The sequence below is a fragment of the Streptomyces sp. NPDC021080 genome, from assembly GCF_044333225.1.
GTDB lineage: Bacteria > Actinomycetota > Actinomycetes > Streptomycetales > Streptomycetaceae > Streptomyces.
Genome location: NZ_JBIRQM010000016.1, coordinates 221,587 through 246,942 on the forward strand (window position 1 = coordinate 221,587; position 25,356 = coordinate 246,942).

24 protein-coding genes and 2 pseudogenes are annotated in these 25,356 nt (G+C 70.1%); 14 read left to right on the forward strand and 12 right to left on the reverse strand.

Features of this window, described 5'->3' with window-relative positions:
- Positions 1-30: 30 nt before the first annotated feature.
- The 5 genes from ACH4S8_RS34155 to ACH4S8_RS34175 form a co-directional block, all read right to left on the reverse strand.
- Positions 31-1,071, reverse strand: coding sequence for a cytochrome d ubiquinol oxidase subunit II (locus tag ACH4S8_RS34155; RefSeq protein WP_398401081.1), 1,041 nt, complete (start codon positions 1,069-1,071; stop codon positions 31-33).
- Positions 1,071-2,573, reverse strand: coding sequence for a cytochrome ubiquinol oxidase subunit I (locus tag ACH4S8_RS34160; RefSeq protein ID WP_398401083.1), 1,503 nt, complete (start codon positions 2,571-2,573; stop codon positions 1,071-1,073). Before ACH4S8_RS34160 ends, ACH4S8_RS34155 begins: the two co-directional genes overlap by 1 nt.
- A 79-nt stretch (positions 2,574-2,652) precedes the next feature.
- On the reverse strand, positions 2,653-3,975 hold the full coding sequence (locus ACH4S8_RS34165; protein ID WP_398401085.1) for an NAD(P)/FAD-dependent oxidoreductase: 1,323 nt from the start codon (positions 3,973-3,975) through the stop codon (positions 2,653-2,655).
- A gap of 18 nt (positions 3,976-3,993) precedes the next feature.
- The gene (locus ACH4S8_RS34170; protein ID WP_398401152.1) at positions 3,994-4,833 is read right to left on the reverse strand and encodes an SDR family oxidoreductase; all 840 of its coding nucleotides are present in this window, start codon (positions 4,831-4,833) and stop codon (positions 3,994-3,996) included.
- Between the two features lie 378 nt (positions 4,834-5,211).
- Positions 5,212-6,117, reverse strand: coding sequence for a LysR family transcriptional regulator (locus ACH4S8_RS34175; RefSeq protein WP_398401087.1), 906 nt, complete (start codon positions 6,115-6,117; stop codon positions 5,212-5,214).
- A gap of 137 nt (positions 6,118-6,254) precedes the next feature.
- Here ACH4S8_RS34175 and ACH4S8_RS34180 point away from each other — a divergent pair, with 137 nt between their 5' ends.
- The 5 genes from ACH4S8_RS34180 to ACH4S8_RS34200 all read left to right on the forward strand — a co-directional run bounded on the left by ACH4S8_RS34180 (position 6,255) and on the right by ACH4S8_RS34200 (position 11,722).
- Positions 6,255-7,073, forward strand: coding sequence for an inositol monophosphatase family protein (locus ACH4S8_RS34180; RefSeq protein ID WP_398401089.1), 819 nt, complete (start codon positions 6,255-6,257; stop codon positions 7,071-7,073).
- Between the two features lie 42 nt (positions 7,074-7,115).
- On the forward strand, positions 7,116-7,712 hold the full coding sequence (locus tag ACH4S8_RS34185; protein WP_398401091.1) for an NADPH-dependent F420 reductase: 597 nt from the start codon (positions 7,116-7,118) through the stop codon (positions 7,710-7,712).
- Between the two features lie 357 nt (positions 7,713-8,069).
- Positions 8,070-9,818 carry a protein kinase gene (locus ACH4S8_RS34190; protein WP_398401093.1) on the forward strand — a complete coding sequence of 583 codons (1,749 nt, stop codon included), beginning with the start codon at positions 8,070-8,072 and terminating at the stop codon, positions 9,816-9,818.
- Positions 9,819-10,024: 206 nt separating this feature from the next.
- On the forward strand, positions 10,025-10,933 hold the full coding sequence (locus ACH4S8_RS34195; RefSeq protein WP_398401095.1) for an oxygenase MpaB family protein: 909 nt from the start codon (positions 10,025-10,027) through the stop codon (positions 10,931-10,933).
- A 291-nt stretch (positions 10,934-11,224) separates the two neighbouring features.
- Positions 11,225-11,722: an ATP-binding protein gene (locus ACH4S8_RS34200; RefSeq protein WP_398401097.1), complete on the forward strand. Its 498-nt coding sequence runs from the start codon at positions 11,225-11,227 to the stop codon at positions 11,720-11,722.
- Positions 11,723-11,981: 259 nt separating this feature from the next.
- Here the strand turns inward: ACH4S8_RS34200 and ACH4S8_RS34205 are convergent, their stop codons facing one another.
- The 3 genes from ACH4S8_RS34205 to ACH4S8_RS34215 all read right to left on the reverse strand — a co-directional run bounded on the left by ACH4S8_RS34205 (position 11,982) and on the right by ACH4S8_RS34215 (position 14,345).
- Positions 11,982-13,157: an FAD-dependent oxidoreductase gene (locus ACH4S8_RS34205; RefSeq protein ID WP_398401099.1), complete on the reverse strand. Its 1,176-nt coding sequence runs from the start codon at positions 13,155-13,157 to the stop codon at positions 11,982-11,984.
- A gap of 54 nt (positions 13,158-13,211) precedes the next feature.
- Positions 13,212-13,361 carry a hypothetical protein gene (locus tag ACH4S8_RS34210; RefSeq protein ID WP_398401101.1) on the reverse strand — a complete coding sequence of 50 codons (150 nt, stop codon included), beginning with the start codon at positions 13,359-13,361 and terminating at the stop codon, positions 13,212-13,214.
- 279 nt (positions 13,362-13,640) lie between these two features.
- The gene (locus ACH4S8_RS34215; protein WP_398401103.1) at positions 13,641-14,345 is read right to left on the reverse strand and encodes a TetR/AcrR family transcriptional regulator; all 705 of its coding nucleotides are present in this window, start codon (positions 14,343-14,345) and stop codon (positions 13,641-13,643) included.
- Positions 14,346-14,815: 470 nt separating this feature from the next.
- Here ACH4S8_RS34215 and ACH4S8_RS34220 point away from each other — a divergent pair, with 470 nt between their 5' ends.
- The 9 genes and pseudogenes from ACH4S8_RS34220 (at position 14,816) to ACH4S8_RS34260 (ending at position 23,899) form a co-directional block, all read left to right on the forward strand.
- The gene (locus tag ACH4S8_RS34220) at positions 14,816-15,835 is read left to right on the forward strand and encodes a sugar ABC transporter substrate-binding protein (protein ID WP_398401105.1); all 1,020 of its coding nucleotides are present in this window, start codon (positions 14,816-14,818) and stop codon (positions 15,833-15,835) included.
- Entirely contained in the window at positions 15,835-16,902 is a 1,068-nt protein-coding gene (locus ACH4S8_RS34225) for an ABC transporter permease (protein WP_398401107.1), read from the forward strand. The genes ACH4S8_RS34220 and ACH4S8_RS34225 overlap by 1 nt, the downstream gene beginning before the upstream one ends.
- Positions 16,903-16,910: 8 nt before the next feature.
- Positions 16,911-17,825 (forward strand): ATP-binding cassette domain-containing protein, encoded by a 915-nt coding sequence (locus tag ACH4S8_RS34230; RefSeq protein WP_398401109.1) that lies wholly within the window; start codon positions 16,911-16,913, stop codon positions 17,823-17,825.
- A 314-nt stretch (positions 17,826-18,139) separates the two neighbouring features.
- Positions 18,140-18,712, forward strand: a complete 573-nt coding sequence (locus tag ACH4S8_RS34235; RefSeq protein ID WP_398401111.1) for a TetR/AcrR family transcriptional regulator — start codon at positions 18,140-18,142, stop codon at positions 18,710-18,712.
- Between the two features lie 445 nt (positions 18,713-19,157).
- On the forward strand, positions 19,158-20,339 hold the full coding sequence (locus ACH4S8_RS34240; protein WP_398401113.1) for an acyl-CoA dehydrogenase family protein: 1,182 nt from the start codon (positions 19,158-19,160) through the stop codon (positions 20,337-20,339).
- A gap of 215 nt (positions 20,340-20,554) precedes the next feature.
- Positions 20,555-20,974, forward strand: a complete 420-nt coding sequence (locus ACH4S8_RS34245; protein ID WP_398401115.1) for a contact-dependent growth inhibition system immunity protein — start codon at positions 20,555-20,557, stop codon at positions 20,972-20,974.
- Between the two features lie 201 nt (positions 20,975-21,175).
- Positions 21,176-22,216 carry a vWA domain-containing protein gene (locus tag ACH4S8_RS34250; RefSeq protein ID WP_398401117.1) on the forward strand — a complete coding sequence of 347 codons (1,041 nt, stop codon included), beginning with the start codon at positions 21,176-21,178 and terminating at the stop codon, positions 22,214-22,216.
- A 30-nt stretch (positions 22,217-22,246) separates the two neighbouring features.
- Positions 22,247-22,402, forward strand: a pseudogene (locus ACH4S8_RS34255) (transposase); the annotation flags it as partial.
- Between the two features lie 372 nt (positions 22,403-22,774).
- Entirely contained in the window at positions 22,775-23,899 is a 1,125-nt protein-coding gene (locus tag ACH4S8_RS34260) for a tyrosine-type recombinase/integrase (RefSeq protein ID WP_398401119.1), read from the forward strand.
- 36 nt (positions 23,900-23,935) lie between these two features.
- Here the strand turns inward: ACH4S8_RS34260 and ACH4S8_RS34265 are convergent, their stop codons facing one another.
- The 4 genes and pseudogenes from ACH4S8_RS34265 to manB all read right to left on the reverse strand — a co-directional run.
- Positions 23,936-24,148, reverse strand: a complete 213-nt coding sequence (locus ACH4S8_RS34265; protein ID WP_398401121.1) for a helix-turn-helix domain-containing protein — start codon at positions 24,146-24,148, stop codon at positions 23,936-23,938.
- Complete coding sequence (locus tag ACH4S8_RS34270) at positions 24,145-24,744, reverse strand: WhiB family transcriptional regulator (RefSeq protein WP_398401123.1); 600 nt, start codon at positions 24,742-24,744, stop codon at positions 24,145-24,147. Before ACH4S8_RS34270 ends, ACH4S8_RS34265 begins: the two co-directional genes overlap by 4 nt.
- Positions 24,745-24,814: 70 nt before the next feature.
- Positions 24,815-25,042 carry a hypothetical protein gene (locus tag ACH4S8_RS34275; protein WP_398401125.1) on the reverse strand — a complete coding sequence of 76 codons (228 nt, stop codon included), beginning with the start codon at positions 25,040-25,042 and terminating at the stop codon, positions 24,815-24,817.
- A 43-nt stretch (positions 25,043-25,085) separates the two neighbouring features.
- Positions 25,086-25,253 (reverse strand): annotated as a pseudogene (gene manB / locus ACH4S8_RS34280) (phosphomannomutase/phosphoglucomutase); the annotation flags it as partial.
- Positions 25,254-25,356: the final 103 nt, after the last annotated feature.

Sequence of the window (25,356 nt, forward strand, 5' to 3'; positions counted from 1 at the left end):
CGACGTTCCGCGGCGCGGGCCGGCTCCTCCTCAGACGTTGTCCCCGGGAAGCTCCGCGGCCCGTGTGTCGGAGTCGGTCAGCGGTTCCAACTCGCTCTGTGTGTCGAGCCAGTAGACGAGAACCAGCCCTGGGCCCACCAGAACCAGCGCGACGATCGTCACGATGCCCAGCCAGCGCAGCGTGTGCGCGGCGCCGGCCCCCTCGGCCACCGTCAGCGTGGTCGGCAGCAGATAGGGGCGCTGGGCGAAACCCCAGGCCACGATGGCCAGGGCCACGGTGGCGACCGCGGTGTGCCGTGACCAGCGGTGGACGCGCACCAGCAGGAGCACCACCGTCAGCACGCCGGAACACGCTGCCAGGATCACCATCAGCAGGCCCAGACCCCGCGTCATCCCGTGCCAGACGTAGGTGGCGTCGTGGTGGGTGACCGGCAGGGCGATCACGGCCAGGACCACCACCGCGCCGAAGGCGAGCAGGGCTCGCAGCCGGAAGTAGTCGACGAGGTCGTCCGCGCCGAACCGGCGGGCGTCCGCGACCAGGAAGACGGCACCGAGGAACGCGGTGGCCGCGACGGCGAGCAGACCCGCGAGGATCGACGTCGGGTTGGCCCAGACGTGCGCGGTGGCGGGCGTGCCCACCGCGACCCTGCCCGAGGCGACACCGCCGAGGACGGAGCCGAGGAAGTACGGCGTGAGGAGCGAGGCGACGGCGAACACCGCCCCGTAGACGCGCCGTCGGGCCAGGCGCCTGCTCGGTTTGCGCAGGGCGAACCCGGCACCGCGCAGCACCGTCCCGACGGCCGCGAGGACGAGCGGCAGCCACAGAGCGGTGAACACGGCCTGGAACATCGTCGGGAAGCCGGTCCACATCAGGACGAGCACGAAGATCAGCCAGACGTTGTTGACCTCCCACACGGGCGCCATGGCGTGGTCGATCAGCCAGCGCGGCCGCTTGCCCCGGTCGGCGCCGCCGGCCAGGAGGTCCCAGAAGCCCGCCCCGTAGTCGGTGCCCCCGCCGCAGGCGTAGGCGGCGATGACCACGACGAGGACCCAGGCGATGACGTCCGCCATCAGTGGTCACCTCCCGGACGACCCTCGGACGGGCCTGATCCCGGGCCGCCGCCCGACGGGGCTCCGGCGGTCGCGGCATCGGCCTTGTGCCGGGGCCCGTACGGGGTGTCGGCCTCGGGGTCGAGGACGGTGGCCGCGCCGGCCGCTGCCTCGTCGGCCACCCGCCACCGGGTGCGCATCTTGAGCACGATCGCCAGGAACGAGCCGAAGACCGCGACGTACACGACGATGACGACGCCCAGCATGGTCCAGATCCCGGCGGCCTTCGTGTGGGTGACGGCCTCGGACACCCGCATGTGGTTGTAGACGATCCAGGGCTGGCGGCCGACTTCCGTGGCGATCCAGCCGCACTCGACGGTCACCAGGCAGGCCACGCCTGCCAGCGAGGCGCAGCGCAGGAACCAGCGGTTGTCGGGCATGTCCCGGTGGCGCCACCAGAGCCACGCGTACCACAGGGCCAGCAGGATCAGCACGCTGCCGATGGTCGCCATGAGGTCGAAGCAGAAGTGCACGAGCGTCGCCTCGGCCGCGGTCGGCCGGTTCTCCGCCGGTACCGAGGTCAGTCCCGTCACCTTGGTGTCGGGTCTGAACCCGGCCAGGATCGAGTCCAGTTGCGGGATCTTGATGCCGCCGGAGACGGACCCGTCGGAGTGCAGCCGGCCGAAGACGTACTCGGGCACGTGCGTGTCGGTCTTCCAGACGATCTCCAGGGCCGCGAACTTCACCGGCTGCTTGTGGAACACCGAGCGGGCGGCGGAGTCCCCGAGGAAGAACTGGATCGGCGTCAGGATCGCGGCGACGGTGAACGGCACCATGAAGCCCAGCTTGTGGTAGCGGTCGCGGCGGCCCCGCAGCCAGCCGACCGCGTACACACCCGCGACCACGTAAGCGGCCGTCAGGAACATCGCCACCACGAAGTGCCAGTACTCGGTGCCGAAGATCGGTGTGAAGACGGCCTTCCGCACGTCGACGTTCGTCGGATTGCCCTGGGCGTCGAGGCTGAACCCCTGCGGTGTGTTCATCCACGAGTTGGCGGCGATGATCCCGAACGCCCCCATCAGGGCGGCCAGCGGCAGCGGCACGGCCAGCCAGAAGTGGGTCCACGGCTTGAGGCGGCGCCAGCCGTAGAGGTAGATGGCGATCATGATGGCCTCGAGGAAGAACGCCCACGCCTCCACGCCGAAGCCCAGGCCGAACACATCGCCCCAGCGCCCCATCATGCCCGGCCACAACAGGCCGAACTCGAAGGACAGCACGGTGCCCGTGACGACGCCGATGGCGAACTGCACCGCCATCACCGCCGACCAGCGCCGGGCGAGCTGCATCGCCACCGGATCGTCGCGGCGCAGGCCCCGGTAGTGCATGACCAGGGTGATGAAGGGCAGCGCCACCCCGAAGGGGACGAGCAGGATGTGCGAGGCCAGGGTGAAGGCCATCAACTCACGGGAAGGCAGGAGCTGGGCCGGTGTGCCGGCGGCCAGGTGCACTGCTGTGCTGAGCATAGGTGCCTCGGTGATCTTCACCCGCCGAGGCGGGGAACGCAGGGACAAGACGATGACGGCGAAGAGGCTCCCGGCCCGGTCAGGGCCCGCGCAGCGTCGTGGTGACTGCGTGCCGCTCGGTGGGCCCGGTGCCGGGCAGGGTGAAGGCCCGCTCGCGTCGCGCGCCGGAGGCGAAGACGACGGACCAGCTCAGGACCGCGCCCAGCCTGCTGCGGAACCCCGTCAGGAAGGCGATGTGGATGAACAGCCACGCCAGCCAGCCGCCGACGCCCGACAGGTGCACGGGCCCGGCCTTGACGACGGCCCGTCCGCGCGAGATGTAGGCCGCGCTGCCCAGATCCCTGTACGTGAAGGGCTTCGGCTTCTTCGTCCTGCCCTCCACCGCATGACGCACGGCCCGTCCCGCGTAGGCACCGGACTGCATGGCGACCTCGGCCAGTCCGGGCAGGTGGTCGAGGGCCATCACGTCGCCGACCACACGGATCTCCGGGTGGCCGGGAAGGGTCAGGTCGGGTTCGACGGCGATACGGCCGGCACGGTCCTGCTCCGCACCGGTGGCCCGCGCCAGGGCGGCGGCGACGGGCGGGGCCTCGACCCCGGCCGTCCACAGCACGGTGCGCGCGGGGTGATGCGTGGTCGTGCCGTCCCGCTCCTGCACCGTCAGGCCCTGCTCGTCGAGGTCGGTGACCCGCGTGCCCAGGTGGAGCTCCACACCGAGATCGCCCAGGGCGCGGGCCGCGCGCCCGGCCAGACGGTCCCCGAAGGACGCCAGCACCTGGCCGGAGCCTTCGAAGAGCAGCACCCGGGCCTGGAGCGGATCGATGGTCCGGAACTCCCGGTCGAGGGTGTGGCCGGCGATCTCCCGGATCTGCCCCGCCAGTTCCACCCCCGTCGGCCCGCCTCCGACCAGGGCGAAGGTGAGCCAGTGCCGCCGGTCCCGCGCGTCGGTGGCCGACTCGGCCATCTCGAAGGCGCGGTAGATCCTGCGGCGGATCTCCAGGGCGTCGTCCAGCGTCTTCATGCCCGGCGCGTGCGCCGCGAACTCGTCGTGCCCGAAGTAGGACTGGCGCATACCGACCGCGACGATCAGGTCGTCGTAGGGAACGACGACGCTGCCGCCCTCCGGCCGCCGCGCGTGGACGGCGCGCCCCTTCACGTCCACGTCGGTGGCGTCGGCGAGCAGGCAGCGCACGTTCGCATGACTGCGCAGGACCGCACGCAGCGGTTGCGCGATCTGGCCCTCCGACAGGATCCCGGCCGCGCACTGGTACAACAGCGGCTGGAAGAGGTGATGCGCCCGGCGGTCGATCAGCGTCACCGCGACCGGTGACCGGCGCAGGGCCCGCGCGGCGAACAGCCCGGCGAACCCGCCTCCGATGATCACCACCCGGCGGGGCGTCACATGGTCTTCCACAGGGCCTCAGCCGCCGGTGGCGAAGCCGGGGAAGAGGGTCATCCCGCCGTCGACGTACAAGGTCGTGCCGACCACGTAGTCGAGCAGGTCGGAGACCATCGTGACGACCGCGTTGGCGATGTCCTCGGGGTCGCCGACCCGGCGGTAGGGGATGAGCTTGAGGAGTTCGGCCTCGGCCTCGGGGGTATCCCAGGCGGCCGTGTTGATCGGGGTGCGGATGGCGCCGGGCCCGACCGCATTCACACGGATGTGGTGCGGGGCGAGCTCCTGGGCCAGGGTCTGCATCATCATGCCGACGCCGCCCTTGGAGGAGGCGTAGTTCACATGGCCCGACCACGGGACGATCTGGTGGACCGAGCTCATGCAGACGATCTTGCCCGCCGAGCGGGACACCTCCGGGACGACACCGCGCCGCATGAACTCCTTGGCGGCTTCCCGCGCGCACAGGAACTGGCCCGTCAGGTTGACGTCGATGACCTTCTGCCACTGGGCCAGCGTCATGTCCACGAGCGAGGAGTCCCGCTGGAGGCCGGCGTTGGCCACCATGATGTCGATGGTCCCGAACTCCCGCACCATCCGCGCGACCATCTCGACGACCTGGTCCTCGTCGGACACGTCGGCCTCGTGGGCATAGGCGTCGACCCCGAAGCCCTTGATCTGGTCCACGACCTTCTCGGCCTCGTCGGCTCCGACGACGTAGTTGACCACGACGTCCGCCCCGGCCCGGCCCAGGGCGATGGCGGTCGCCTTGCCGATACCCGAGTTCGCGCCGGTCACCAGGGCCTTCTGCCCTCGCAGAAGCCGTGCGATCAGCGGTGCACCGCTTTCCTCGGCATTTCCTGCCACCACGATCCTCCTCGCTCGATGCCCACCCGCACCCGCCCCCACCGGCCGGCGGGAAGACCTCGCGGAAGACGCCAGAATTCGGTGGCCAGCAAAATGCATCGGCGACGCGGGCGGCAGCCCGACGCGCAGGCAGGCCCCGCTTCGACCGCCGACGTCACTCCGGTGGCTCATGCGGATCGAGAGGACGCGAGCGAACCCCCGGTGCCTGGCCGGGCACCGGGGGTTCGTCGGAGATCCACGGAGAAGACCAGGGCCCGGGGCTCACCGGCGTCGGCAGCCTGTCGAGCCGACCGTCACGCGGTTGCGAAGGACTTCTTCCGGCCATGCCACGCATGCCTCCCCGCGTCATCCGCGGGACCAGCGGCCGGGCGGCGCCGATCACGACGCCCCGCACATGGCCAGGGCGGTTCGCGCCAGGCCGCGCAGCCAGGCGTGGGCGGGGTCGGTGTCGTAACGCTGATGCCACGACAGGTACACCGGCGCCGACGGCAGTTCGAGCGGCAGGGGGAGGACGACCAGGCCGAGGTCGGCGACCGCGGAGCGCGTGGTGGCTTCGGGGACGCTGATCAGGAGGTCGGAGCCGCGCGCGAACTCCAACGCGGCCGCTTCCGTGGGCGCGGTCGCCACCACACGGCGGGTGAGGCCGAGCCGTGCGAGGGCGTCGTCGAGGGCGTTGCCGAGGTTTCCACGTCGCGAGACGGTGATGTGCTCGGCGGCGGCGTACTGCTGTGCCGTGAGGGTCCCGACGCGGGTGAGGGGGTGCCCCCGCCTCACGACGACGACGAGACGGGTCTCGCCCACGTTCTCGGCACGGATGTCCGGCGCGCTCGGACGGTTGGCGTTCGCCTCCAGGTCGACCTCGCCGCGCCGCAGCTCGGGGGTGTCGACGCTCGATTCCGCGACGAAGCGCAAGCGCACGCCGGGAGCCTGCCCGCGAACGGCCGTGAGCAGGGCGGGGCCGCTCAGGGCGACCAGGGAATCGTGCCAGCGGAGGGTGAACGTGCGCTCCAGCGTTGCCAGATCGAGTTCACGGCTCGGTGCCAGCACCCCCTGGACCTGGTGCAGCAGCTCGTGGACCTGTTCCCGGACGGCGATCGCGTACGGCGTCGGGGTCATCGTGCGCCCCGTGCGCACCAGGATCTGATCCCCGGTCACGTGCCGGATCCGGCCCAGACTCCGGCTCATCGCGGGGGCGGTCACATGCAGACGCGCGGCCGCCCCGGCCACGCTTCCCTCCTCCAGCAGCGCGTCGAGGGCGGTGAGCAGATTCAAATCCAATTGCATGCGAGTAATCCTAGGCGTGCTTGACACGCATTTGAAGTTAATGAAGGGGCTCTATAGCTTCGAGGCAAGAGCACAGGACGGAACGCACCGCCCGGCCCGACCAGCCTCGTCGCCCCTCCTCACACGGGAGTACCGCCATGTCCGAAACGCTTCAGACCACCGACGTCACCGCCTCCGACGCCGACCTGCTCAGCGAGACCGCCGCCGTCGTGCGAGCGGCCGGATCGGCGCTGCGCGAGCGCTTCGGCGAGGTGGTCCGCCACCGGACCCGCGAAGAGCTGATGCACGCCCTCGCCGCCAACGACGACACGGCCCTCGCCATCCTGCGCCCCGGCCTCACGCGCCTGCGCCCTGACGCCGGCTGGGTGGAGGACGAACTGGACGGCGGGGCGCTGCCGCCCGGCGAATGGTGGGTCGTGGATCCGGCCGAAGGAAACGTCAACCATCTGCACGCCCTGCCGGAGTGGGCGGTGACCGCCACCCTCGTGCGCGAGAACCAGCCGGTGCTCACCGCGGTTCACCTGCCGCTGACCGGCGAGACCTACACCGCGCTCGCCGGCGCGGGCGCCCACCTCGACGGCCGACCGCTGCAGGTCTCCCGGACCGCGGACCTCGGCCTGAGCATCGTGGCCACCAGCCAGGCCCGGCCGGACGAGGACGAGAAGGTCGTGCGGCGCGTCGGCTCCTCGATCACCGCGATGCTCTTCGACGCGCTCGTCGTCCGCACCTCCGTACCCGCGACCCTGCACCTGCTGAACGTGGCCGCCGGCCGGATCGACGCCTTCTGGCAGTACTCCGGCGCCCGCGCGGACCTGCTGCCCGGGACGCTGCTCGTCACCGAGGCCGGCGGAGAGATCTCCGACGCCGAAGGCCGCCCCTGGACCCCGCGGAGCGAGAGCTTCCTGGCCGCCGCGCCCGGCGTCCACGCCGAGGCCGTCGCCACGCTCTCGCGCTGACCACGCACCACGACCCGCACGCACGAAAGGAACCAGATCACCATGACCACGATCGCAGTTCTCGGAAACGGCCGCGTCGGCGGCAACCTGGCCACAGCCCTCACCCGCGCAGGGCATGAGGTGACCGTGGCGGGCCGCGCTCCGGGCGCCGCCGCCGACGCTGCCCGGACAGCCCGGATCGTCGTCAACGCCACCCCGGGCGTCGGCTCGCTGGAGCGGCTCACCGCCCTGCGCGAGGAACTGCGCGGCAAGATCCTCGTCGACGTCTCCAACGCCACCGTCGACGGCCCCGACGGACTGCCCGCCGCCCTGGTCCACCCCGGCTCCAGCCTCGCCGAGCAACTCCAGGAAGCGCTCCCCGAAACGCGCGTCGTCAAGACGCTCAACACCATGCTCTTCCCGGTGATGACCGCGCCGGCGACCCTCGCCCAGGCGCCCGACGCCTTCCTCTCCGGCGAGGACCCGCAGGCCAAGCAGACCGTCCGCGAACTGCTCGTCGACCTCGGCTGGCGCGAGGAGTGGATCACCGATCTCGGTGGGATCCGGACCGCCCGCGCCACGGAGGCCGCGGTCCTGTTCGTACCGCACGTAATACGGTCCAGCGGATTCGCACCGTTCGCGATCTCGATCGCCCGCTGATCCGCACACGATTCACCGCCCCCGCGGACTCGTATCCGGAACGGATACGACAACGCAGCCGGGGCCCGGGCCGGCCGTTCGGCGTCGGACGGCGCCCCGTGGCCACCTTTCCGGGGCCTTCGGCCTCGCACCAGGGCCCGGTTGGTTGGACCCTCGCCGCTCACGGGCCCGATCGGACGGCAGTTCGGAAGGCTCCGAGGGGCGACAGCGGACGCGCGTCGGGGAACACCGTGGGACCCGGCTTCTCGGTGAGCCGATCGGCGTGGCCCACGCGCGTCGGCGCGGATCGCGCCGGTCCGCGAGTGTTGCGGTCACCCGTTTGGGACCGTGTCACAGGTGTCTCGTAGGCTTCCGGCCATGAACGAGGGGGATTCCGGCAGACGGGTCATAGAGGGGCGCTTCGAGCTGGAGGCGCGGCTCGGTGGCGGTGGCATGGGCACGGTGTGGCGTGCCCGCGATCTGGTCCTTGACCGGGCCGTGGCGCTCAAGGAGGTACGGCCGCCCGATCCGGGTCTTGCCGAGTACGACCCGCAGGGCGCGGCCATGCTCCGGGCCCGAGTGCTGCGCGAGGCACGGGCGCTGGCTCGTGTCGATCACCCCAATGTGGTGACGATCCACCACGTGGTGGACGGCGGGGAGTACGTCTACCCGTGGCTCGTGATGGAACTGGTGACCGGCGGATCACTTCAGGACCGGCTGGAGAAGGGTCCGTTGGCGCCCGCCGACGCCGCCCGGCTGGGTCGCGAGGTGCTGGCCGCACTGCGTGCCGCGCACGATGCCGGCATCCAGCACCGGGACGTGAAACCCGCCAACGTGCTGCTGCGGCCCGACGGACGTCCCGTCCTCACCGACTTCGGCATCGCGACCGTCAGGGACTCGACCGCCCTGACCGCGATCGGATCGATCATCGGCACACCCGACTACATGGCGCCCGAGCGCATCTCCGGCGGCGAGGGCGGCCCGGGCTCCGACCTGTGGTCGCTGGCGATGATGCTGTACGTCGCCGTCGAGGGACATCACCCGCTGCGCAGGGGAACCACCCTCGCCACGCTGGCGGCCATGCTGAGCGAGCAGCTTCCGCCACCCGCCCGAGCCGGAGTCCTGACCGGGTTCCTGAACGCCGTGCTCGTCAAGAACCCGGCCGACCGGGCGGACGCGAAGACCGCGGACCGGCTGCTCGCGGAGGCGATCGAGAGCGGCACCACGGCTCCCGGTGCTCCCGCCGGGGCGGACGGGGCCACGTCGTACAGACTGACCCCTCCGCCGGGCCAGGCGCCCGTGCCCTCCGCACCGGTCGGGTCCGGACCGCCTGCCGGCTTCGGACCGGCCTCGGGCTTCGGGCCGCCTGCCGGCTATGGCCCGGCTTCGGGTTACGGGCCGGCCTCAGGCTTCAACTCGCCGACTCCCTATCCGGCGGGCCCCACACGGCCGACACCGGCACAGCCGGGCACCCCCGCGAAGAGGCGCATCGCGATCGCCTCGTCCGTCGTCGGCACCGTGCTGGCGGGAGTCCTGGTGTGGACCCAACTGCCGGACGCAGGCGACAAGGACAGCGGAAAGCCCTCCGGCTCATCCAGCACGGCCTCCACCAGGACGACGGGCCCCGCTCGCACACCGTCCCGCTCGACCCCGGCGCCCCAGGCCGACGCGAAGACGGATCTGCTCACCCCCGCCGGCATCCGGACGGCGGTGAAGGAGATCAAGGCCGCGACCGGCACGGACCGCGCATGCGACCTCACGGTCTATCCGACATACGTCTCCGCGGACATCATGGTCAAGGGCAGCGACACCAAGTACGACAGCTATACCTACCGCCCGGGCCAGGGCGTCGAGAAGGGCATCATCAGCAGCGCGATCATCGGCGGCAAACGCCCCTTCAGCCTCGACAGCTTCGACTGGGACGTCCTTCCCGCCCTGCTGAAGCGGGCGAAGAAGGACCTGAACGTGGCACGGCCGACCATGCGTTACGTCCTGGTCCTCCCTGCCGACGACACGTTCGACACCCCGCTGGGCCTGGCCGTCTACCTCGCCGACGACCACGTCACCGGCTATCTGAACGCCGACCTGAAGGGCAAGGTCACCCGGGTGATGCCGGCCCAGGACTGAGCGGCCCGTCGGCCGAGACCGACGGCGTGGTCGACGAACGTCGCCCCGGTCCGGGTCCACGGTGAGGTCAGAGCCCCGGGAGTCGGACGTCGCCGAAGGAGCGGAACGTGCGGGGCGTATCGTCGGGATCGGGGAATCGACAAAAGCTATTCGCTTGTCCACCGGGGGCGTCGACACTCCGGACGGAACGAAGGACGGGGGCACCCATGCCAGGTCTGCCGAAGGCATCCGGACCCGGTGGCGCGACGCGGACGCCGCCGCCCGAGCCGGTCCCGTTCGCACCGGGATCCGTCCTGTGGGACCTCGCCGGTGACGTACGGATGCTGTTCGCCCTGCCCGCCGCTCTGGTGCTCCAGGTCGCGCACCCGGCCGTCGGTGCCGGTGTCGACGACCACTCGGTCTTCCGCACCGACCCCTGGGGCCGCGCGCGGCGCTCGCTGCACTCGCTCCAGCTGTGGGTCTACGGCGGCGAGCAGGCCCTGGAGGAGGGTCGCCGGCTGCGGCGGATGCACAAGACGATCTCGGGCACGGACCGTCACGGCCGCGCCTATCACGCCCTGACCCCGGCCTACTACGCCTGGGTCCACGCCACCGCCTACCCGGTCTTCATACGGGCGGCGGACTGTCTCTCCCGCCCCCTGGACGATGACGAGCAGCGCCGCCTCTACGACGAACTCCTCCAACTCGGCGACATTCTCGGCATCCACCGCCGTGACATGCCGCCCACACCGGAGGCGTACTGGCGGTACTTCGATGCGATGGTCCGCGACGAGCTGGAGGCGACGACCGTCGTACGGGAACTCCTCGACCCGCGCCGCCCCGTCGCGCTCCCGGACGGATCGCCCGCCCTGCTCCGCCGCCTCTGGCCCCTGCTGCGCCCGCCGCTGGCGCGGTTGAACGTCTTCGTCACGACCGGCCTGCTTCCGCCCGTGGCACGGGAGCGGCTCGGCCTGGCGTGGAGCGCCCGGGACGAGCGCCGGCTGCGCCGCTTCGGGGCGGTCGTGCGCAGGACCGTCCCGCTGCTCCCGGAGCGGCTGCGTTACCTCCCCCTCGCCTACGCCGCGCGCAGCTCGGCTGCCGTACTCCCTTCCCCGAGAACGCACGCAGCGCGGTGACCTGGATCTTCGGGGCGTCCTGGGCGATGTGGCGTCCCGACTCGATCAGGCCGCTCCCCGGCCGGTCGCCCGCCCGGTCGCGCCGCACGTCGGCCGCCTGACGTCCAGGGCCGCGGTTCTGCATCGCCGGTCGCGACGCCCATGGCCACCGTCCGAGCGCTCCGAGCACAACTGGCCGACGACCCCGCACGGCTCGGACCGTATCGATGCATTCGTCGCGTCATCCATGGCGGCTGCGGTTCCGGATCACCAACAGAGCAACCGCACACCCTCCTCGAGGAGGCACCGGCCATGACCGTCACCACACCGCCGCCGTCACCGACAACGACCACGACCGCCGGTCCTGCCGCCGACCACCGGCTGGCCCTCGATCTGCCCCACGGACTGCACACCCCGCAGATCGCACGGCACCTCACCGCCCAATGGCTGGCCGGCCAGGGTGCTCCCGCCTCCTGCGCATGCGATGTGGTGCTCATCGTCTCCGAACTGGTCACCAACGCCGTACGTCACACCCACCAGCCCTGCACCCTCACCCTCACCCGGCGCGGGAACCGGCTGGACATCGCGGTCGCCGACCACGGCAAAACGCTGCCGCACGCGCTCAGCGCACCCGGCGAGCACGGCGGCTTCGGGCTCGGTCTCATCGAGGGTCTCGGAGGAAGCATCGAGACCGTTCCCGCGCGCAGCGGCAAGACCGTGCACGCGTCCGTCCGTGTCAGCCCACCCAGCCCTGCATCATGCGCGGCGCCCGCCCCGGTTCACCGGCCCAGGACGTCGAGCACCGGATGAACTGTGGTCGCTGACCAAGCTTCAGGCCACCGCCGTGGTCCTCCCACGGTCGGCTCGGGGCCTCTCGCCCCACCTGCTGATCGTCGCCGACATCGGCCACTTCACGCACGGCACCAGAAGCCCGAAAAGGTGGGGGTGCGGGCAGGGGTGATACGGCGGCCCGCACGCCCGGACACCCTGTCTCCAGTTGCCAGTTGCCAGTTGCCAGTTGGCCGGTCGGACCGCGCTGGACGTCCTTCGACATCGCCTTCGACGGCCGTCACTGCTGGGTTCGGGCAGCGTCCTGAGCGAAGCCGGTGAACATGGCGGCGAGGTTCTTGGCGGCACCGTCGGAGAAGATCGTCTGCAGGTTCTCGGCGGAGTCGGCGGCGCTGGCGTGGGCGCCTGCGAACATGGCGGACTCGTAGGCGGCCAGCGCCGCTTCGGTGTCGCCGGGGTGGTCGGCGACGGCGGCGGCCAGGCGGGAGCCGTCGAACATGGCGAGGTTGGCGCCCTCGCCGGCGAAGGGGGACATGACGTGCGCGGCGTCGCCGAGCAGGGTGACTCCGGGGGTGCGGGGCCAGGTCAGGGTGGGCGGCAGGGCGTTGATGCGGCGCGCGATCATGCCGGAGTCGGCGTTGGCGACCAGGGCGCGGAGCTCGGGGGCCCAGCCGTCCAGCAGTTCCAGCGCTGTCCGCTTGGCGATGTCGGGGTCGGGGTCGGTGAAGTCGACGGTGTCGATCCAGTCCTCGTCCGCGCGGTGGCCGAGGTAGTAGTGCAGGCTGCCGTCGCTCTCGCGGTGGCCGAGGATGCCGGTGTCGCCGCCGAGGGCGAAGAGCATGCCCGGGCCCATGACGGCGGCCTCGGCGGGGTGGAGCCGGTCGGCGTCGTGCAGGTCGGCTTCCAGGAAGGAGATGCCGGTGTAGGCGGGCCAGGCGTCGGTCAGCAGCGGGCGGACCTTGGACCAGGCGCCGTCGGCGCCGATGAGCAGGTCGGTGGTGAAGGTCTCGCCGGAGTCGAGGGTGACCTGGTGGCGTCCCTGACCGCCGGGTGCCCGTTCCACCGAGACGGCCTTGCTGCCCCAGCGGACCGTGGTCCTGGGCAGTGCGTCGAGGAGCAGGTCGCGCAGCCGGCCGCGGTCGATCTCGGGGCGCTGGAAGGATCCGTCGTCGAAGTCCTCGTACAGCACGGTGCCGTCGCGGTCCAGGACTCGGGTGGCCTCCCCTCCGGCATGGGTCAGGGTGCGGAACTCGTCCATCAGGCCGGCGGCCTGCAGCGCGAGCTGGCCGGACTCGGCGTGGATGTCGAGCATCCCGCCCTGGGTGCGCACATGGCGCCCGGCCTCGGCCTCGAAGACGGGAACCTCGATGCCACGGGCGTGGAAGACGGCGGCGGCGGTCAGGCCGCCCAGTCCGCCGCCGACGACGGCGATGGGGTGGTGCGTGGTGGTGTTCATGGGGCTGCTCCGATCGGGTGGGTGGTGAGGCGCCGAACGTGACGCGGGCCGCGCTCAGCGCCGGGTGGTGCGGTAGGTGCGGGCGAGTGGGGCCCAGCTCTCCACGGCGTCCAGGACCTGCTGGAGGTCCTGGCCGTGGCGTCGACGGGGTGACACACTCAGATTAACGAACATGTTCGCCACGAACAAGGTTTTCACGAACATGTTCGTTCCTGGTCGCGGCTGAATTCCGGGGGCAGCAGCGACCCGCGGTACGGCAGTCACCCGCTGCAACGGCGGGAGGCCGTACTGGTAGGTGATCTCACCGAAGGCCGCGTCCGGCATCAGCGCCTGCGGACGGGCCGGCCAGTCGCGGCGGCCGGCCGGAACGCGTGAAACGGCCTCTCGCATGATCGCGACGCCAGGCGGACAGAACGAGCACCGCTTTTGTCACGAGCGCCGTTCGGCTGCTCCCTGGTGTACGAAGCCCTCGCGGGACGTGCGTCAGTCGGCCGCCCGCGCCGAGCCGGGCAGCGGGGTGTGCATCGCGCCGTTGATCAGCATGCGCACGGCCCACGCCTGGCGCTGCGCCGGGGTGCCGGACAGCAGCAGGCTCCCCAGCGCCGCCACCCGCGGGGTCTCGGCGGCGGACGCGTCCTGCACGGCCGAGGTCAGGGAACTCCACTCCTCGTCCGAGCGCGGGGACTCGTCATGGCCGGCGTGCTCGACCACACTCGCCGTCGATACGAGCATCAGCAGGTCCACGCCCCAGGCCGCCTGTCCGTCCTCGACCCCGCCCTCGGCGAGCAGAGCGAGCAGGCCCTCCACCAACGCCAGGTAGTTCGGGCCCGACGGACGCGCGACCAGCGCCGACCGCGCAAGTCCCGGATTGACCGCCAGGACCTCCGCGTAGGAAGCCAGGACCGCGCCGATCCGTTCCTGCCAGTCACCGGCCGCACCCACCGGCGCGAGGTCCACCTCGCCGAGCAGTTCCTCCAGAATCGCCGCGTGCAGCTCCGCCGTGTTCTGCACGTACACGTACAGGGACGCCGGACCGGTGTCGAGCTCCGTGGCCAGACGCCGCATGGTCACCCGCGCCAGACCTTCGGCACGCATCACGCGTACGGCGGTCTCGACGATCCATGCCCTGCTCAGCGCCGGCTTGGCCGGACGCTCCCGCCGGCTCACCGGCTCGCGACGCGTGCTCATAGGCGCAACCTAGCGAATGCGTTCGTAACGAACAAGAAAGGGCCGTCCCGGCCCATTCGGACAGGTCACCCCCCCGTCACCGCCCCCGTCACCGAAGCCCGTGGAACCTGGAGCCGATCCGCTGCCGGAAGGCACACGCGGTGCGAGGGACCGGCGATCCCCTTCGCAGGGGAAGACGCCTCCGTCGATCAGGGTGCCTGTGACCCGTGGCGATGCTCGTTCGTCGTGGCCCCGGACCTTCACGGTCACGCGGAGAGAAGGCCGCGGATCGGGTCGGCACCTCGTGCGTCCCCCCCCCCCCCCCCCCCGGACACCGGTGCCGAACGCGAGGCCCGGAGCGGCTCAAGTAACTTGCCGTTCAGTGCTGTTGTCGGTCGGTCCGGTGACTTTCCCAGGCGTGACGCGTCTGTTGCTGGGGATGTACGTGAGGAGACGCACAGGCCCCGGTCGCACAGTGAGGTGCTGCAGAGATGGACCGCATGTTCCAGCCCCGTTCACGGAGAATCGCCCCGCTCGTCGCCCTGACCGCCGCCTCCTTATTGCTCGCCGCGGGCTGTTCCAGCAGCTCGGGCGGCAAGAAGGCCGAGGAGAGCGGGGACGGCGGCACCGCCGGCAAGGCGAACACACCGCGGATGACGGTCGCCCTGGTCACCCACCAAGCGCCCGGCGACACGTTCTGGGACATCGTCCGCAAGGGCGCCGAGGCGGCGGCCGCCAAGGACAACATCCATCTCCTCTACGCGCACGACCCGAACGCGGGCGAGCAGGCCAACCTCGTGCAGAACGCGATCGACCAGAAGGTCGACGGCATCGCCGTCACCCTGGCCAAGCCCGGTGCCATGAAGGACGTGGTGGGCAAGGCGACTTCGGCCGGCATACCCGTCGTGGGACTCAACTCGGGCCTGAGCGACTGGAAGAAGCTGGGCCTCATGGAGTTCTTCGGCCAGGACGAGACCGTCGCGGGCGAGGCCCTGGGGAAGAAGCTGAACGCGGAAGGGGCCAAGAAGGCCGTCTGTGTCATCCAGGAACAGGGCAACATCGGCCTCACCCAGCGCTGCGACGGCGTGAAGAAGACGTTCGGCGGCACCACGGAGAACCTGTACGTCAACGGCACCGACATGCCGTCCGTGAAGTCGACGATCACCGCAAAGCTCAAGCAGGACCCCGCGATCGACCACGTCGTCGCGCTGGGCGCCCCGTACGCCCTGACCGCGGTGCAGTCGGTGAGCGACGCCGGCAGCAAGGCGAAGATCGCCACCTTCGACCTCAACAAGGAACTCACCGGCGCCATCAGCAAGGGCACCATCCAGTTCGCCGTCGACCAGCAGCCCTACCTCCAGGGCTACTTGGCGATCGACTCGCTGTGGCTCTACAAGAACAACGGCAACTACAGCGGCGGCGGCGAGCAGCCGGTGCTCACCGGCCCCGCGTTCGTGGACAAGAGCAACGTCGACACCGTCGCCGAGTTCGCCGCGAAGGGCACTCGGTGATGAGCGCGGCCGGGCCGACGGCGACCGCGCCGCCGGCCCCCGGCCCCCGGGCGCCCGACGGGCGGACCGCGCGGCGCCCGCCGGCCCTGCGGCTGCTCGCCCGGCCCGAGGTCGGGGTGTTCCTCGGCGCCGCCGCCGTGTTCGTCTTCTTCCTGATCGCGGCGCCTTCGGTGCGCTCCGGCAGTTCGATGGCGACCGTCCTCTACCAGTCGTCGACGATCGGCCTCATGGCCCTGCCCGTGGCCCTGCTGATGATCGGCGGCGAGTTCGACCTGTCCGCCGGGGTCGCGGTGATCACCTCGGCGCTGACGGCGAGCATGCTCAGCTACCAGCTCACCATGAACGTGTGGGCGGGTGTCGTGGTCGCACTCGTCCTCTCGCTCGCGATCGGGGCGTTCAACGGCTGGATGATGGTCCGCACCGGGCTGCCGAGCTTTCTGGTGACCCTGGGGACCTTCCTGATCCTGCAGGGCGTGAACCTCGCCGTCACCAAGCTGGTCACCGACAACGTCGCCACCGACGACATCAGCGACATGGACGGCTTCGGCCAGGCGAAGAAGATCTTCGCCTCGTCGTTCGACGTCGGCGGCGTCCAGGTGAAGATCACGGTCGTGTGGTGGCTCGTCTTCGCGGCGCTCGCCACCTGGGTGCTGCTGCGCACCAAGTACGGCAACTGGGTCTTCGCGGTCGGCGGCGATCAGGACAGCGCCCGCGCGGTCGGCGTACCGGTGACCTTCACCAAGATCACGCTGTTCATGGCGGTCGGCTTCGGCGCCTGGTTCGTCGGCATGCACGAACTGTTCTCGTTCAACACGGTGCAGTCGGGCGAGGGCGTCGGCCAGGAACTCATCTACATCGCCGCGTCGGTGATCGGCGGCTGTCTGCTCACCGGCGGCTACGGTTCGGCGATCGGTCCGGTCTTCGGTGCCTTCATGTTCGGCATGGTGAACCAGGGCATCGTCTACGCCGGCTGGAACCCCGACTGGTTCAAGGCATTCCTCGGCGTGATGCTGCTCGGCGCCACGCTCGTCAATCTGTGGGTCCGCCGCACGGCGACCCGGAGGTGAACCGACCCATGGCAGACAACGGATCCGCAGGCACGGGCGCCCCCGCCCCGGACGCCCCGCCCGGTCACGGCAGCGCCCCGATCGTCGAACTGCGCGGCGCGGGAAAGTCGTACGGCAACATCCGTGCCCTGCACGACGTGTCGCTCGTCGTCCGTCCCGGGCGGGTCACCTGCGTCCTCGGCGACAACGGCGCCGGGAAGTCCACCCTCATCAAAATCATCTCGGGGCTGCACCGGCACAGCGAGGGCGAGTTCCTCGTGGACGGCACGCCGGTGCGCTTCAACACCCCGCGCGAGGCCCTCGCCCGCGGCATCGCCACCGTCTACCAGGATCTCGCGACGGTGCCGCTGATGCCGGTGTGGCGGAATTTCTTCCTCGGCTCCGAGATGACCAAGGGCCCCTGGCCCGTACGCCGCCTCGACATCGCCCGGATGAAGCGGACCGCCGACGACGAACTGCGCGCCATGGGCATCGCCCTCGACGACCTCGACCGGCCGATCGGCACGCTCTCCGGTGGGCAGCGCCAGTCCGTGGCCATCGCCCGCGCCGTGCACTTCGGCGCCCGCGTCCTGATCCTCGACGAGCCGACCGCCGCGCTCGGCGTCAAACAGTCCGGTGTCGTCCTCAAGTACATGGCGGCCGCCCGCGACCGCGGCCTCGGCGTCATCTTCATCACGCACAATCCGCACCACGCCTACATGGTCGGGGACCACTTCAGCGTGCTGCGGCTCGGCACCCTCGAACTCAGCGCCGACCGTGGCGAGGTCGGCCTGGAGGAGCTCACCGACCACATGGCGGGTGGTGTCGAACTCGCAGCGCTCAAGCATGAGTTGGCGCAGGTGAGCGGGGTCGACGTACAGCGGCTCCCGGAAGCGGACGGCCTCGGGTCACCCGCGCCGACCTCCCCCGGAGAGGCTTCCTGACACGCCCGCCCTCGGTCCGGTCGGGGCGGCCGGGCACGGAGCCGGTCACCGGCCGGCGGCCCCGACCTGCCGCGCGGAGCGGCTCTCCCCGGAGGCCGGCCGCCGCGCCCGCCCGAGCGAAACCGGCCGCCCGAACCGGTCACCGGGACCGGTCGCCCGGACACGACAGCCTCCGGGACGAACGCTCCCGGACGGGCAGGCGGTGCCGGGGGTCCCCCGAGCCCGCGGGGTCCGGGCGGCGGGCCGTCCGTCCCCGGATCGTGCTCCTGGACGGGCGACGGTCACGGTGAAGGAGGAACGGTTACGCTGAGATCATGCCGTCCACACGCCGCACCGCGCGCCAGACCGACCTGCTCGAGCGGCTGGTCGCACTGCTGGTGGCGGAGGGCTTCGCGGCGTTCACCCTCGACGAGCTGACCGAGCGGCTGCACTGCTCGAAGACGACGCTGTACCAACTGGCCGGGAGCAAGCAGGAGTTGGTGCGGGAGGCGGTGAAGCAGTACTTCCGGGAGGCCGCCCAGGCCGTCGAGAAGCAGGTGGCCAACACCTCCGCGCCCTCCGAGCGGGTGGTGGCCTATCTGAACGCGGTCGCCGAGCAGCTGCGTCCGCTCTCCCGGCAGTTCCTCGACGACATGGCCCAGTTCGAGCCGGCCCGCGAGGTGTACGAGGCCAACACGCGGCTCGCCGCCGCCAGGATCCGGCTGCTGATCGCGGACGGGGTGGCCGCCGGGGCGTTCCGTGACGTCCACGCCGCGTTCGTGGGCGAGGTGGTGGCCGCGACCATGCAGGAGATCCAGCGCGGCGAGGTCGCCGCGCGCACGGGACTCAGCGACGCGGAGGCCTACGCCGAGCTGGCATCGCTCATCGTGCACGCCGTCTCCCCCTGACCTCCGGCGTCCCGACGCTCCCCCGGGGTTCCCGGGCGGCATCCCGACGTCCCGACGTCCCCGCACCGCGCCACACCGCGACTCCGCCGTTCCGGTTCTTGGCACCCAGCCTCCGGCACCTTTGCACCCGGCACCTCTGCACCCGACGTCGCGAGACACGTCCGTATCGACACCGCGGCGGTCCGCGCGTCCGTATCCGCCCTTTCGCCGGTACCGCGGCACCCCGTCGCCGCGTCCGGTCCCAACCCGCGAGGGCGCCCGGCCCACCGGGACTCCTGCCCGCGAGCCCGGCCGGGGTCCGTAGCCCGCGCGCAGAACACGGACTCCGGTCGACGGCCGGTGGACCCGTCGACGACCGCCATGGCTTGCCGGTACCAAAAACGATACTGTTGTATCGCCTGGCGTATCAATATCGTCCGGCGAACCGCCACCACCGAGGACTGCCATGCCCGCGACCCGCACGCTCCCCACGTCGGAAGCCGTCGACCTGATCGCTCTCACCCGCGAGCTCGCCGAGAAGGAGCTCGCCCCGCGCGTCGCCGAGGCGGAGGCCGAGGCGCGCTTCCCCCGCGAGGTCTTCCGCACGCTCGGACGGGCCGGGCTGCTGAGCCTGCCCTACCCCGAGGAGTTCGGTGGCGGCGACCAGCCCTACGAGGTCTACCTCCAGGCCCTGGAGGAGATCGCGGCCGTATGGGCGAGCGTGGCGGTGGGCGTCTCGGTGCACGCGCTGTCCTGCTTCGCCCTCGCCTCGTTCGGCACCGAGGAGCAGAAGAAGAAGTGGCTCCCCGACATGCTCGGCGGCGAGCTGCTCGGCGCCTACTGCCTGTCCGAGGCCCACGCCGGTTCCGACCCGGGCGCGATGCGCACCCGGGCCGTACGGGAGGGCGACGACTACGTGCTCAACGGCGCGAAGGCGTGGACCACGCACGGCGGGCACGCCGACTTCTACACGGTCATGGCCCGTACGTCCGACGCGGGCTCGCGCGCCATCTCCTGCTTCCTCGTCCCGGCCGACGCGCCCGGCGTGGTGGCCGATCCCCCGGAGCAGAAGATGGGCCTGACCGGGTCCGCCACCGCCACCGTGCGCCTGGAGAACGTGCGCGTCCCCGTGGGCCGCCGGCTCGGCGAGGAGGGCGACGGGCTCAGGATCGCCTTCGCCGGACTGGACTGCGGACGGCTCGGTATCGCCGCGGTGGCCACGGGCCTCGCCCAGGGCGCGCTGGACCACGCACTGCGCTACTCGCGGGAGCGGGAGACGTTCGGCCGGCCCATCATCGAGCACCAGGGACTGGCCTTCGTCCTCGCCGACATGGCCGCGGCCGTGCAGGTCTCCCGTGCCACCACGCTCGCCGCCGCCCGGCTCAAGGACGAGGGGCTGCCGTTCGCGTCCGAGGCGTCGATCGCCAAGCTGATCGCCACCGACAACGCTATGAAGGTCACCACCGACGCGGTCCAGGTGCTGGGCGGCGCCGGGTACACCCGTGATTTCCCGGTCGAGCGCTACATGCGCGAGGCCAAGGTCATGCAGATCTTCGAGGGCACCAACCAGATCCAGCGCCTGATCATCGGCCGCGGTCTGAAGGAGAGCGACCGCGGCAGCCTGCGGGTGCGGAGCGCTGGGAAGTAGCGGGAACCGTTCACCGCGTCGCGGGGAACCGGTGAGCGCGGCATCCGCGCTCACCGGGGAACGGAACCGGGCTCAGGCGCGTGCCGCTCCGCCCGGCGGTCGGCACGCCCGACGGCCTCGTGGCGCCGCCTCCATGACCCGCCGGGCCGCCGCACGGCCGAGCAGCACATGGCTGCGGCCGGCGTCCCGGTGGCGGAACACGAGAGAATCCGACGATGCCCGAACACTTCGATCGCGATAGCTCCCTCGAGGAGCTGGAGGGCCTGCGCTGGCCGGCTCCCCCTACGGACACGACCCCCATGGTCCGGAACGTGTACGAGCTACGGGGTCGGCCGGTCGCAACCCTGGAGCCGCATGAACTGGCCCGGCTGATCGGGCAGGACGTGGGGTTGCCCTGGCTCCTGCCTCCGGCCGTCGAAATCCTGCGGGACACCGCGCCGAAGCAGGCCGAGGGCGGCTGGTTCGACGACGACCTGCTGTACGCGGTCATCACGAGGAAGCCGGAGGTCTGGGCCGGCGTCCCGGAGTCGGCTCGCGAACTGAAGGAGATCGTCGGTGTCCTGACCGACGTCTCGCGTCACGTCCGCCAGGAGATCGACACGTTCCTCTCGGCCCTGCCCGGGGACGATGCCTGACAGCGATGCGTCCCGAACCGGGGCGGCTCACCGGGCGGAAGGGCCCGGGGCTGCTCACCCTCAGGTCCCCCGGTGCGCCCTGCGAGCGCAGGCCCGGCGAGCAAGCCCGGTCGCCGTGACCGCTCCGCTCACTGAGCAAGATCGATTGTCAGTGGTGGATGCGAGAGTAGGGACATCGAATCGGATCGAGGGGGAGCTGCCATGGCCGGAGGCCAGAACTACATCAATCACGTCGCTCTGGTGCTGGACGCCAGTTCGTCCATGTCGCACCTGAGCCGCAAGGTCGTCGAGGTCGCCGACCAGCAGATCGCGTATCTTGCGCGCCGGTCGGGGGAGTTGGACCAGGAGACCCGTGTCACGGTGTACGTCTTCGCGGACAAGGTGGAGTGCGTCATCTATGACAAGGACGTGCTGCGGATGCCGTCGCTGCAGCAGCTGTACCGGGTCGGCGGAATGACGGCTCTGCTGGCAGCCGCGCTGAAGTCACAGCATGAGCTGGCGCAGACGGCCCAACTGTACGGCGACCACAGCTTCCTGACGTTCGTGCTCACGGACGGACAGGAGAACGCGAGCCATCGCTGCCCCGACGCCCCTGCCCGGAATCCGCGTGAACTGGTCAAGGCCGTGGCCGAGATGATCGCGACGCAGGAGGACAACTGGACGCTGGCCGTCCTCGTGCCGGACCAGATGGGCAAACGCGAGGCCATGCAGTGTGGTTTCCCGCGGGACAACATCGCCGTGTGGGACGCCACGAGCACGCAGGGTCTGGAGGAGGCCGGGCAGGTCATCCGGGAGGCCACCGAGAAATTCATGGTGGGCCGCTCCCAGGGCATCCGGGGATCGCGGGCGGTGTTCTCCGTGGGTGCGGAGGCGGTCAACAAGGACACGATCAAGGCGGCCGGGCTCGCCGCGGTGGATCCGTCGGGGTACCGGCTGATCCCGGTGACCCGTGACGCGGCGATACGGGACTGGGTCGTCGAATGCGGGCACACCTACCGTACCGGTGGCGCGTTCTACCAGCTGAGCAAGTCCGAGAAGATCCAGGCACGGAAGCAGATCGCGGTGCTGGAGAAGAAGACGGACCGGGTGTATTCGGGGCCCGAGGCCCGGGCTCTGCTCGGCCTGCCGAACGTGGAGGTGCGCGTGAAGCCCGACCACAACGACGACTTCACGATCTTCGTGCAGAGCACCAGTGTGAACCGGAAGCTCGTACCGAACACGCGACTGCTGCTGATGCTCTGACTCTCCACTCGGGCGGTTCCGGCTCGCCGAAGCCCCGGTAACGGCAGGCAGCGGCCGTATCACCGCAGAGTGATCGACACGGTGTTGCTCCGGTCCCGGGCCGGGGCACCCTGGCCTGACCTGCCGGAACGCCACGGGCCCGGACAGAGCGCCTACGAGCGGCATCGCCGTCGGCAGGCCGACGGCGCCCGGGAGGCCGACAAGGTCCCTCCGCTCGCGTGACCTTCGGTACCGCAAGGTCGATACTGGGGGTGACAGTGTCCCACCGAGCCGCACCATCATCCCACCTGTCTGACAGATCGTCACAAGGGTCGGCGTCGCGGCGGCGTCAGTACCGCCGCAGCCCGACGACGAGCACCGTCGAGCACCAGGATCAAGGACTATCCACACCAGGTTTGACCAGTGAAAACGCAGGTCGGAAACTCGTCTGTTGATCTCGCCGGGAGGTTCCCATGAAGATGCTCATCAACGTCTTCTAGTTTGGCGCGGCCGCAGGTCAGTCCCATGCTGAGAGGCCCTTGGTCAGCAAACTCCCAGCATGAGTCAGGAGACGTGCACTTGGCGACCCAGCTCGTCCGCGGAATGGGCAGCTTCTTCAAGAGCTGCGCCTGCGCCCGCCAGAACCGTTGCAGCCACCCGTATGCCATTCGCTACCGCGACGCGTCAGGTCGGCAGCGTGAAGAGACCGGCTACTCCACGCAGCAGGCGGCACTCGACCGGCTGACCAAAGTATACGAGGAGAAGCGGTTCACTCCCCGCGCCCAGGCCGAGCTGAAGAGAGAGCTCGGGAAGCAGCGTTTCGGTCAATACGCTGCTTCTTGGCTGACCCGGCAGCGGCATTACGCCCCGGGCAGCACGCGCTCAGTCACCCAGGTCCTCAACAGCCAGGTTCTGCCCGTGCTGGAGTCGCGGCGGATGAACACCTTCACGGCGACGGTGGTCGACGACTTCATCATGTCGATGGAGGAACGTTCGGTCGGTCTTGCGGCTCAGCAGAACGCGTTCGACACCTTGAAGAAGATTCTTCTCGACGCGCGCCGCCGTGGCGGTATCCCCGAGGACCCGTTCGACGGCGTCGTGCCGCCCGAGTACGTCCCGCGGGAGATCACCATCCCCACGCTGGACGAGATACACGCACTCAAGGCCGTCAGCAGCGACGGGCTTCGGATCATCATCGACCTCATGTCGGGCTCCGGGCTCCGTAACGGAGAGGCATTCGCCGCAAATCTGGAGCGGATGGTCGCGGACGACGTCTACCGCATCACCGAACAGATAGAAGGCAAGACGCGCGAACCAGCTCCCCTCAAGCACCGCAAGGTCGGAGAGTTCCGTGAGACTCCGATGCCGGGGACCGTGCGAGAGTCCCTGCTCCGCTACGAGAAGGAGCACGGCGCCGATGTGAACGGATACCTCCTACGAACCCAGCGGTCTCCTTACTGGGCCCATACGACACTCAACTACCAATGGGGCGTTGCCAAGAGACGAGCAGGCATCAACAAGAAGCTGACCACATACTCGCTGCGCCACTTCTTCGCCTCCAACTGCCTGGCCGGGGGCATACCCATCACCGATGTCGCGGAGTGGATGGGGCACAGAAACATCAACATGACCTTCAAGATCTACCGACACCTCATGCCGGCCTCCATCGGCCGTGCCGCAAAGCTTTTGAACGAGGGCTTGTAACGCAAAGGGGGGGCGGGTCACTACCCGCCCCCCCTTTCAGGAGACCTTCTGTTGCTTCGCCCACGCGTCCAGCTCAGCAATGCTGAATCTCAGCTTCCCACCGAAGTAATACCTCGCTACTCCATGGCGCTGGGACTCCCGGTACATCCAGCGTCGGCCTACATTGAGGTACGCGGCCGCTTCGTCGACTCCCAGGTACCGGATCCCTCGCTCACCGCATGCCCCAGTGATTGATTCAGCTCGGCTCATATCGGGGCGACTTCAGCCACGGCCTGCACAATGCACGGTCTTTCTGAGCGTCCATCGGCACCGGGCCTCAGCTCCCGCCGGATGAGCTTCTTCACGTGCGCCTCGGACACCTTGAGAACTTCGGCCAGCCGCAAAACAGGCGTGCCGGACTCGACAGCTCGCCGGATCAGCTCATCCCTCTCGGGTCTGGTGAGATACACGTCCCTTCCGACCAGCGCCGCCTCGACCCTTACAGGATCACATCGCAGCTCGAAGCGGTTCCGCATAACCCCGCGCTCTGCCTCTGTAAAGCCTCCCCGAACACCAACGGCGTCACCACTTTCCAGAGCGGTCTCGAGGCACATCTTCCTGACCGCGCAGGATGAACAGATCTCCTTGGCGAGACGCACGCGCTGTTCGTCCATGAGCGCTCCAGGAAAGAAGAGATCGGGATCCTTGAGCACTTTAACCGCCGCTGCGCATGCCGCCCTTCCCTGCCAGGTTTGATCTCCTCTGACTCGAAGTCTTGGGTGTCCTTCACGCATCGTTGACCGCCTCCGGCTCGGTACCTGTACTGATTCCGTGGTCCGCCATGGGACCAGCTGAGGTACGAGCATCCGTACAAACACCGGTTTCCCTAACCGGCGATCGTCTGCTATGTTGCCCGGCTCGCCCGTTCCGAGGCCCCTACTCCTTCACGTCGCGAAGCAACGCGAGAACTTCGTCGCGGAGCTCGTTCATGGTCTCGTCGGTGGGTCCTTCGGCTGTCAGGCGGACGACGGGATCGATGTTTGAGGGGCGGAGGTTGAACCAGCGTCCGTCGCCGAGCGTTACGGTGAGTCCGTCCAGGTGGGTCGATGACCGCCCGACCAGTGAAGGCCTTCTCGACTGCCGTGAGCGCTGCGGTGGCATCATGCACCGACCGATTGATCTCCCCGGACGAGGTGTAGCGGTGGTAGACGGCGGTCGCCTGAGATACGGACTGGTGGGTACTGCCGAGGGCTGCCAGGACGTGTAGGGCTGCGAGGGGGCCGGAGTCGGCGTGCCAGAAGTCGCCGAAGTAGTAATGCCCGGAAGCCTCTCCGCCGAGAACGGCGCCGTTGGCCTCCATGGCGATCTTGACGAAGGCATGCCCTACGAGCTCGTAACACGATCATGATCGGGCCTTCTTGAGGCGTCGCCAGCAGATGAGGCTGCAGGCGAGGGAGACGAAGGCGTCGTGGAGCTCG

Bases quoted from the DNA above. Each gene is read 5' to 3' on its own strand.
- ACH4S8_RS34160 (WP_398401083.1), bottom strand. From the start codon at position 2,573: ATGCTCAGCACAGCAGTGCACCTGGCCGCCGGCACACCGGCCCAGCTC.
- ACH4S8_RS34205 (WP_398401099.1), bottom strand. From the start codon at position 13,157: ATGAACACCACCACGCACCACCCCATCGCCGTCGTCGGCGGCGGACTG.
- ACH4S8_RS34195 (WP_398401095.1), top strand. From the start codon at position 10,025: ATGCCAGGTCTGCCGAAGGCATCCGGACCCGGTGGCGCGACGCGGACG.
- ACH4S8_RS34235 (WP_398401111.1), top strand. From the start codon at position 18,140: ATGCCGTCCACACGCCGCACCGCGCGCCAGACCGACCTGCTCGAGCGG.
- ACH4S8_RS34265 (WP_398401121.1), bottom strand. From the start codon at position 24,148: ATGAGCCGAGCTGAATCAATCACTGGGGCATGCGGTGAGCGAGGGATC.
- ACH4S8_RS34210 (WP_398401101.1), bottom strand. From the start codon at position 13,361: ATGTTCGTGAAAACCTTGTTCGTGGCGAACATGTTCGTTAATCTGAGT.
- ACH4S8_RS34175 (WP_398401087.1), bottom strand. From the start codon at position 6,117: ATGCAATTGGATTTGAATCTGCTCACCGCCCTCGACGCGCTGCTGGAG.
- ACH4S8_RS34270 (WP_398401123.1), bottom strand. From the start codon at position 24,744: ATGCTCGTACCTCAGCTGGTCCCATGGCGGACCACGGAATCAGTACAG.
- ACH4S8_RS34275 (WP_398401125.1), bottom strand. From the start codon at position 25,042: ATGATGCCACCGCAGCGCTCACGGCAGTCGAGAAGGCCTTCACTGGTC.
- ACH4S8_RS34215 (WP_398401103.1), bottom strand. From the start codon at position 14,345: ATGAGCACGCGTCGCGAGCCGGTGAGCCGGCGGGAGCGTCCGGCCAAG.
- ACH4S8_RS34180 (WP_398401089.1), top strand. From the start codon at position 6,255: ATGTCCGAAACGCTTCAGACCACCGACGTCACCGCCTCCGACGCCGAC.
- ACH4S8_RS34200 (WP_398401097.1), top strand. From the start codon at position 11,225: ATGACCGTCACCACACCGCCGCCGTCACCGACAACGACCACGACCGCC.
- ACH4S8_RS34155 (WP_398401081.1), bottom strand. From the start codon at position 1,071: ATGGCGGACGTCATCGCCTGGGTCCTCGTCGTGGTCATCGCCGCCTAC.
- ACH4S8_RS34220 (WP_398401105.1), top strand. From the start codon at position 14,816: ATGGACCGCATGTTCCAGCCCCGTTCACGGAGAATCGCCCCGCTCGTC.
- ACH4S8_RS34245 (WP_398401115.1), top strand. From the start codon at position 20,555: ATGCCCGAACACTTCGATCGCGATAGCTCCCTCGAGGAGCTGGAGGGC.
- ACH4S8_RS34240 (WP_398401113.1), top strand. From the start codon at position 19,158: ATGCCCGCGACCCGCACGCTCCCCACGTCGGAAGCCGTCGACCTGATC.
- ACH4S8_RS34230 (WP_398401109.1), top strand. From the start codon at position 16,911: ATGGCAGACAACGGATCCGCAGGCACGGGCGCCCCCGCCCCGGACGCC.
- ACH4S8_RS34185 (WP_398401091.1), top strand. From the start codon at position 7,116: ATGACCACGATCGCAGTTCTCGGAAACGGCCGCGTCGGCGGCAACCTG.
- ACH4S8_RS34250 (WP_398401117.1), top strand. From the start codon at position 21,176: ATGGCCGGAGGCCAGAACTACATCAATCACGTCGCTCTGGTGCTGGAC.
- ACH4S8_RS34190 (WP_398401093.1), top strand. From the start codon at position 8,070: ATGAACGAGGGGGATTCCGGCAGACGGGTCATAGAGGGGCGCTTCGAG.
- ACH4S8_RS34225 (WP_398401107.1), top strand. From the start codon at position 15,835: ATGAGCGCGGCCGGGCCGACGGCGACCGCGCCGCCGGCCCCCGGCCCC.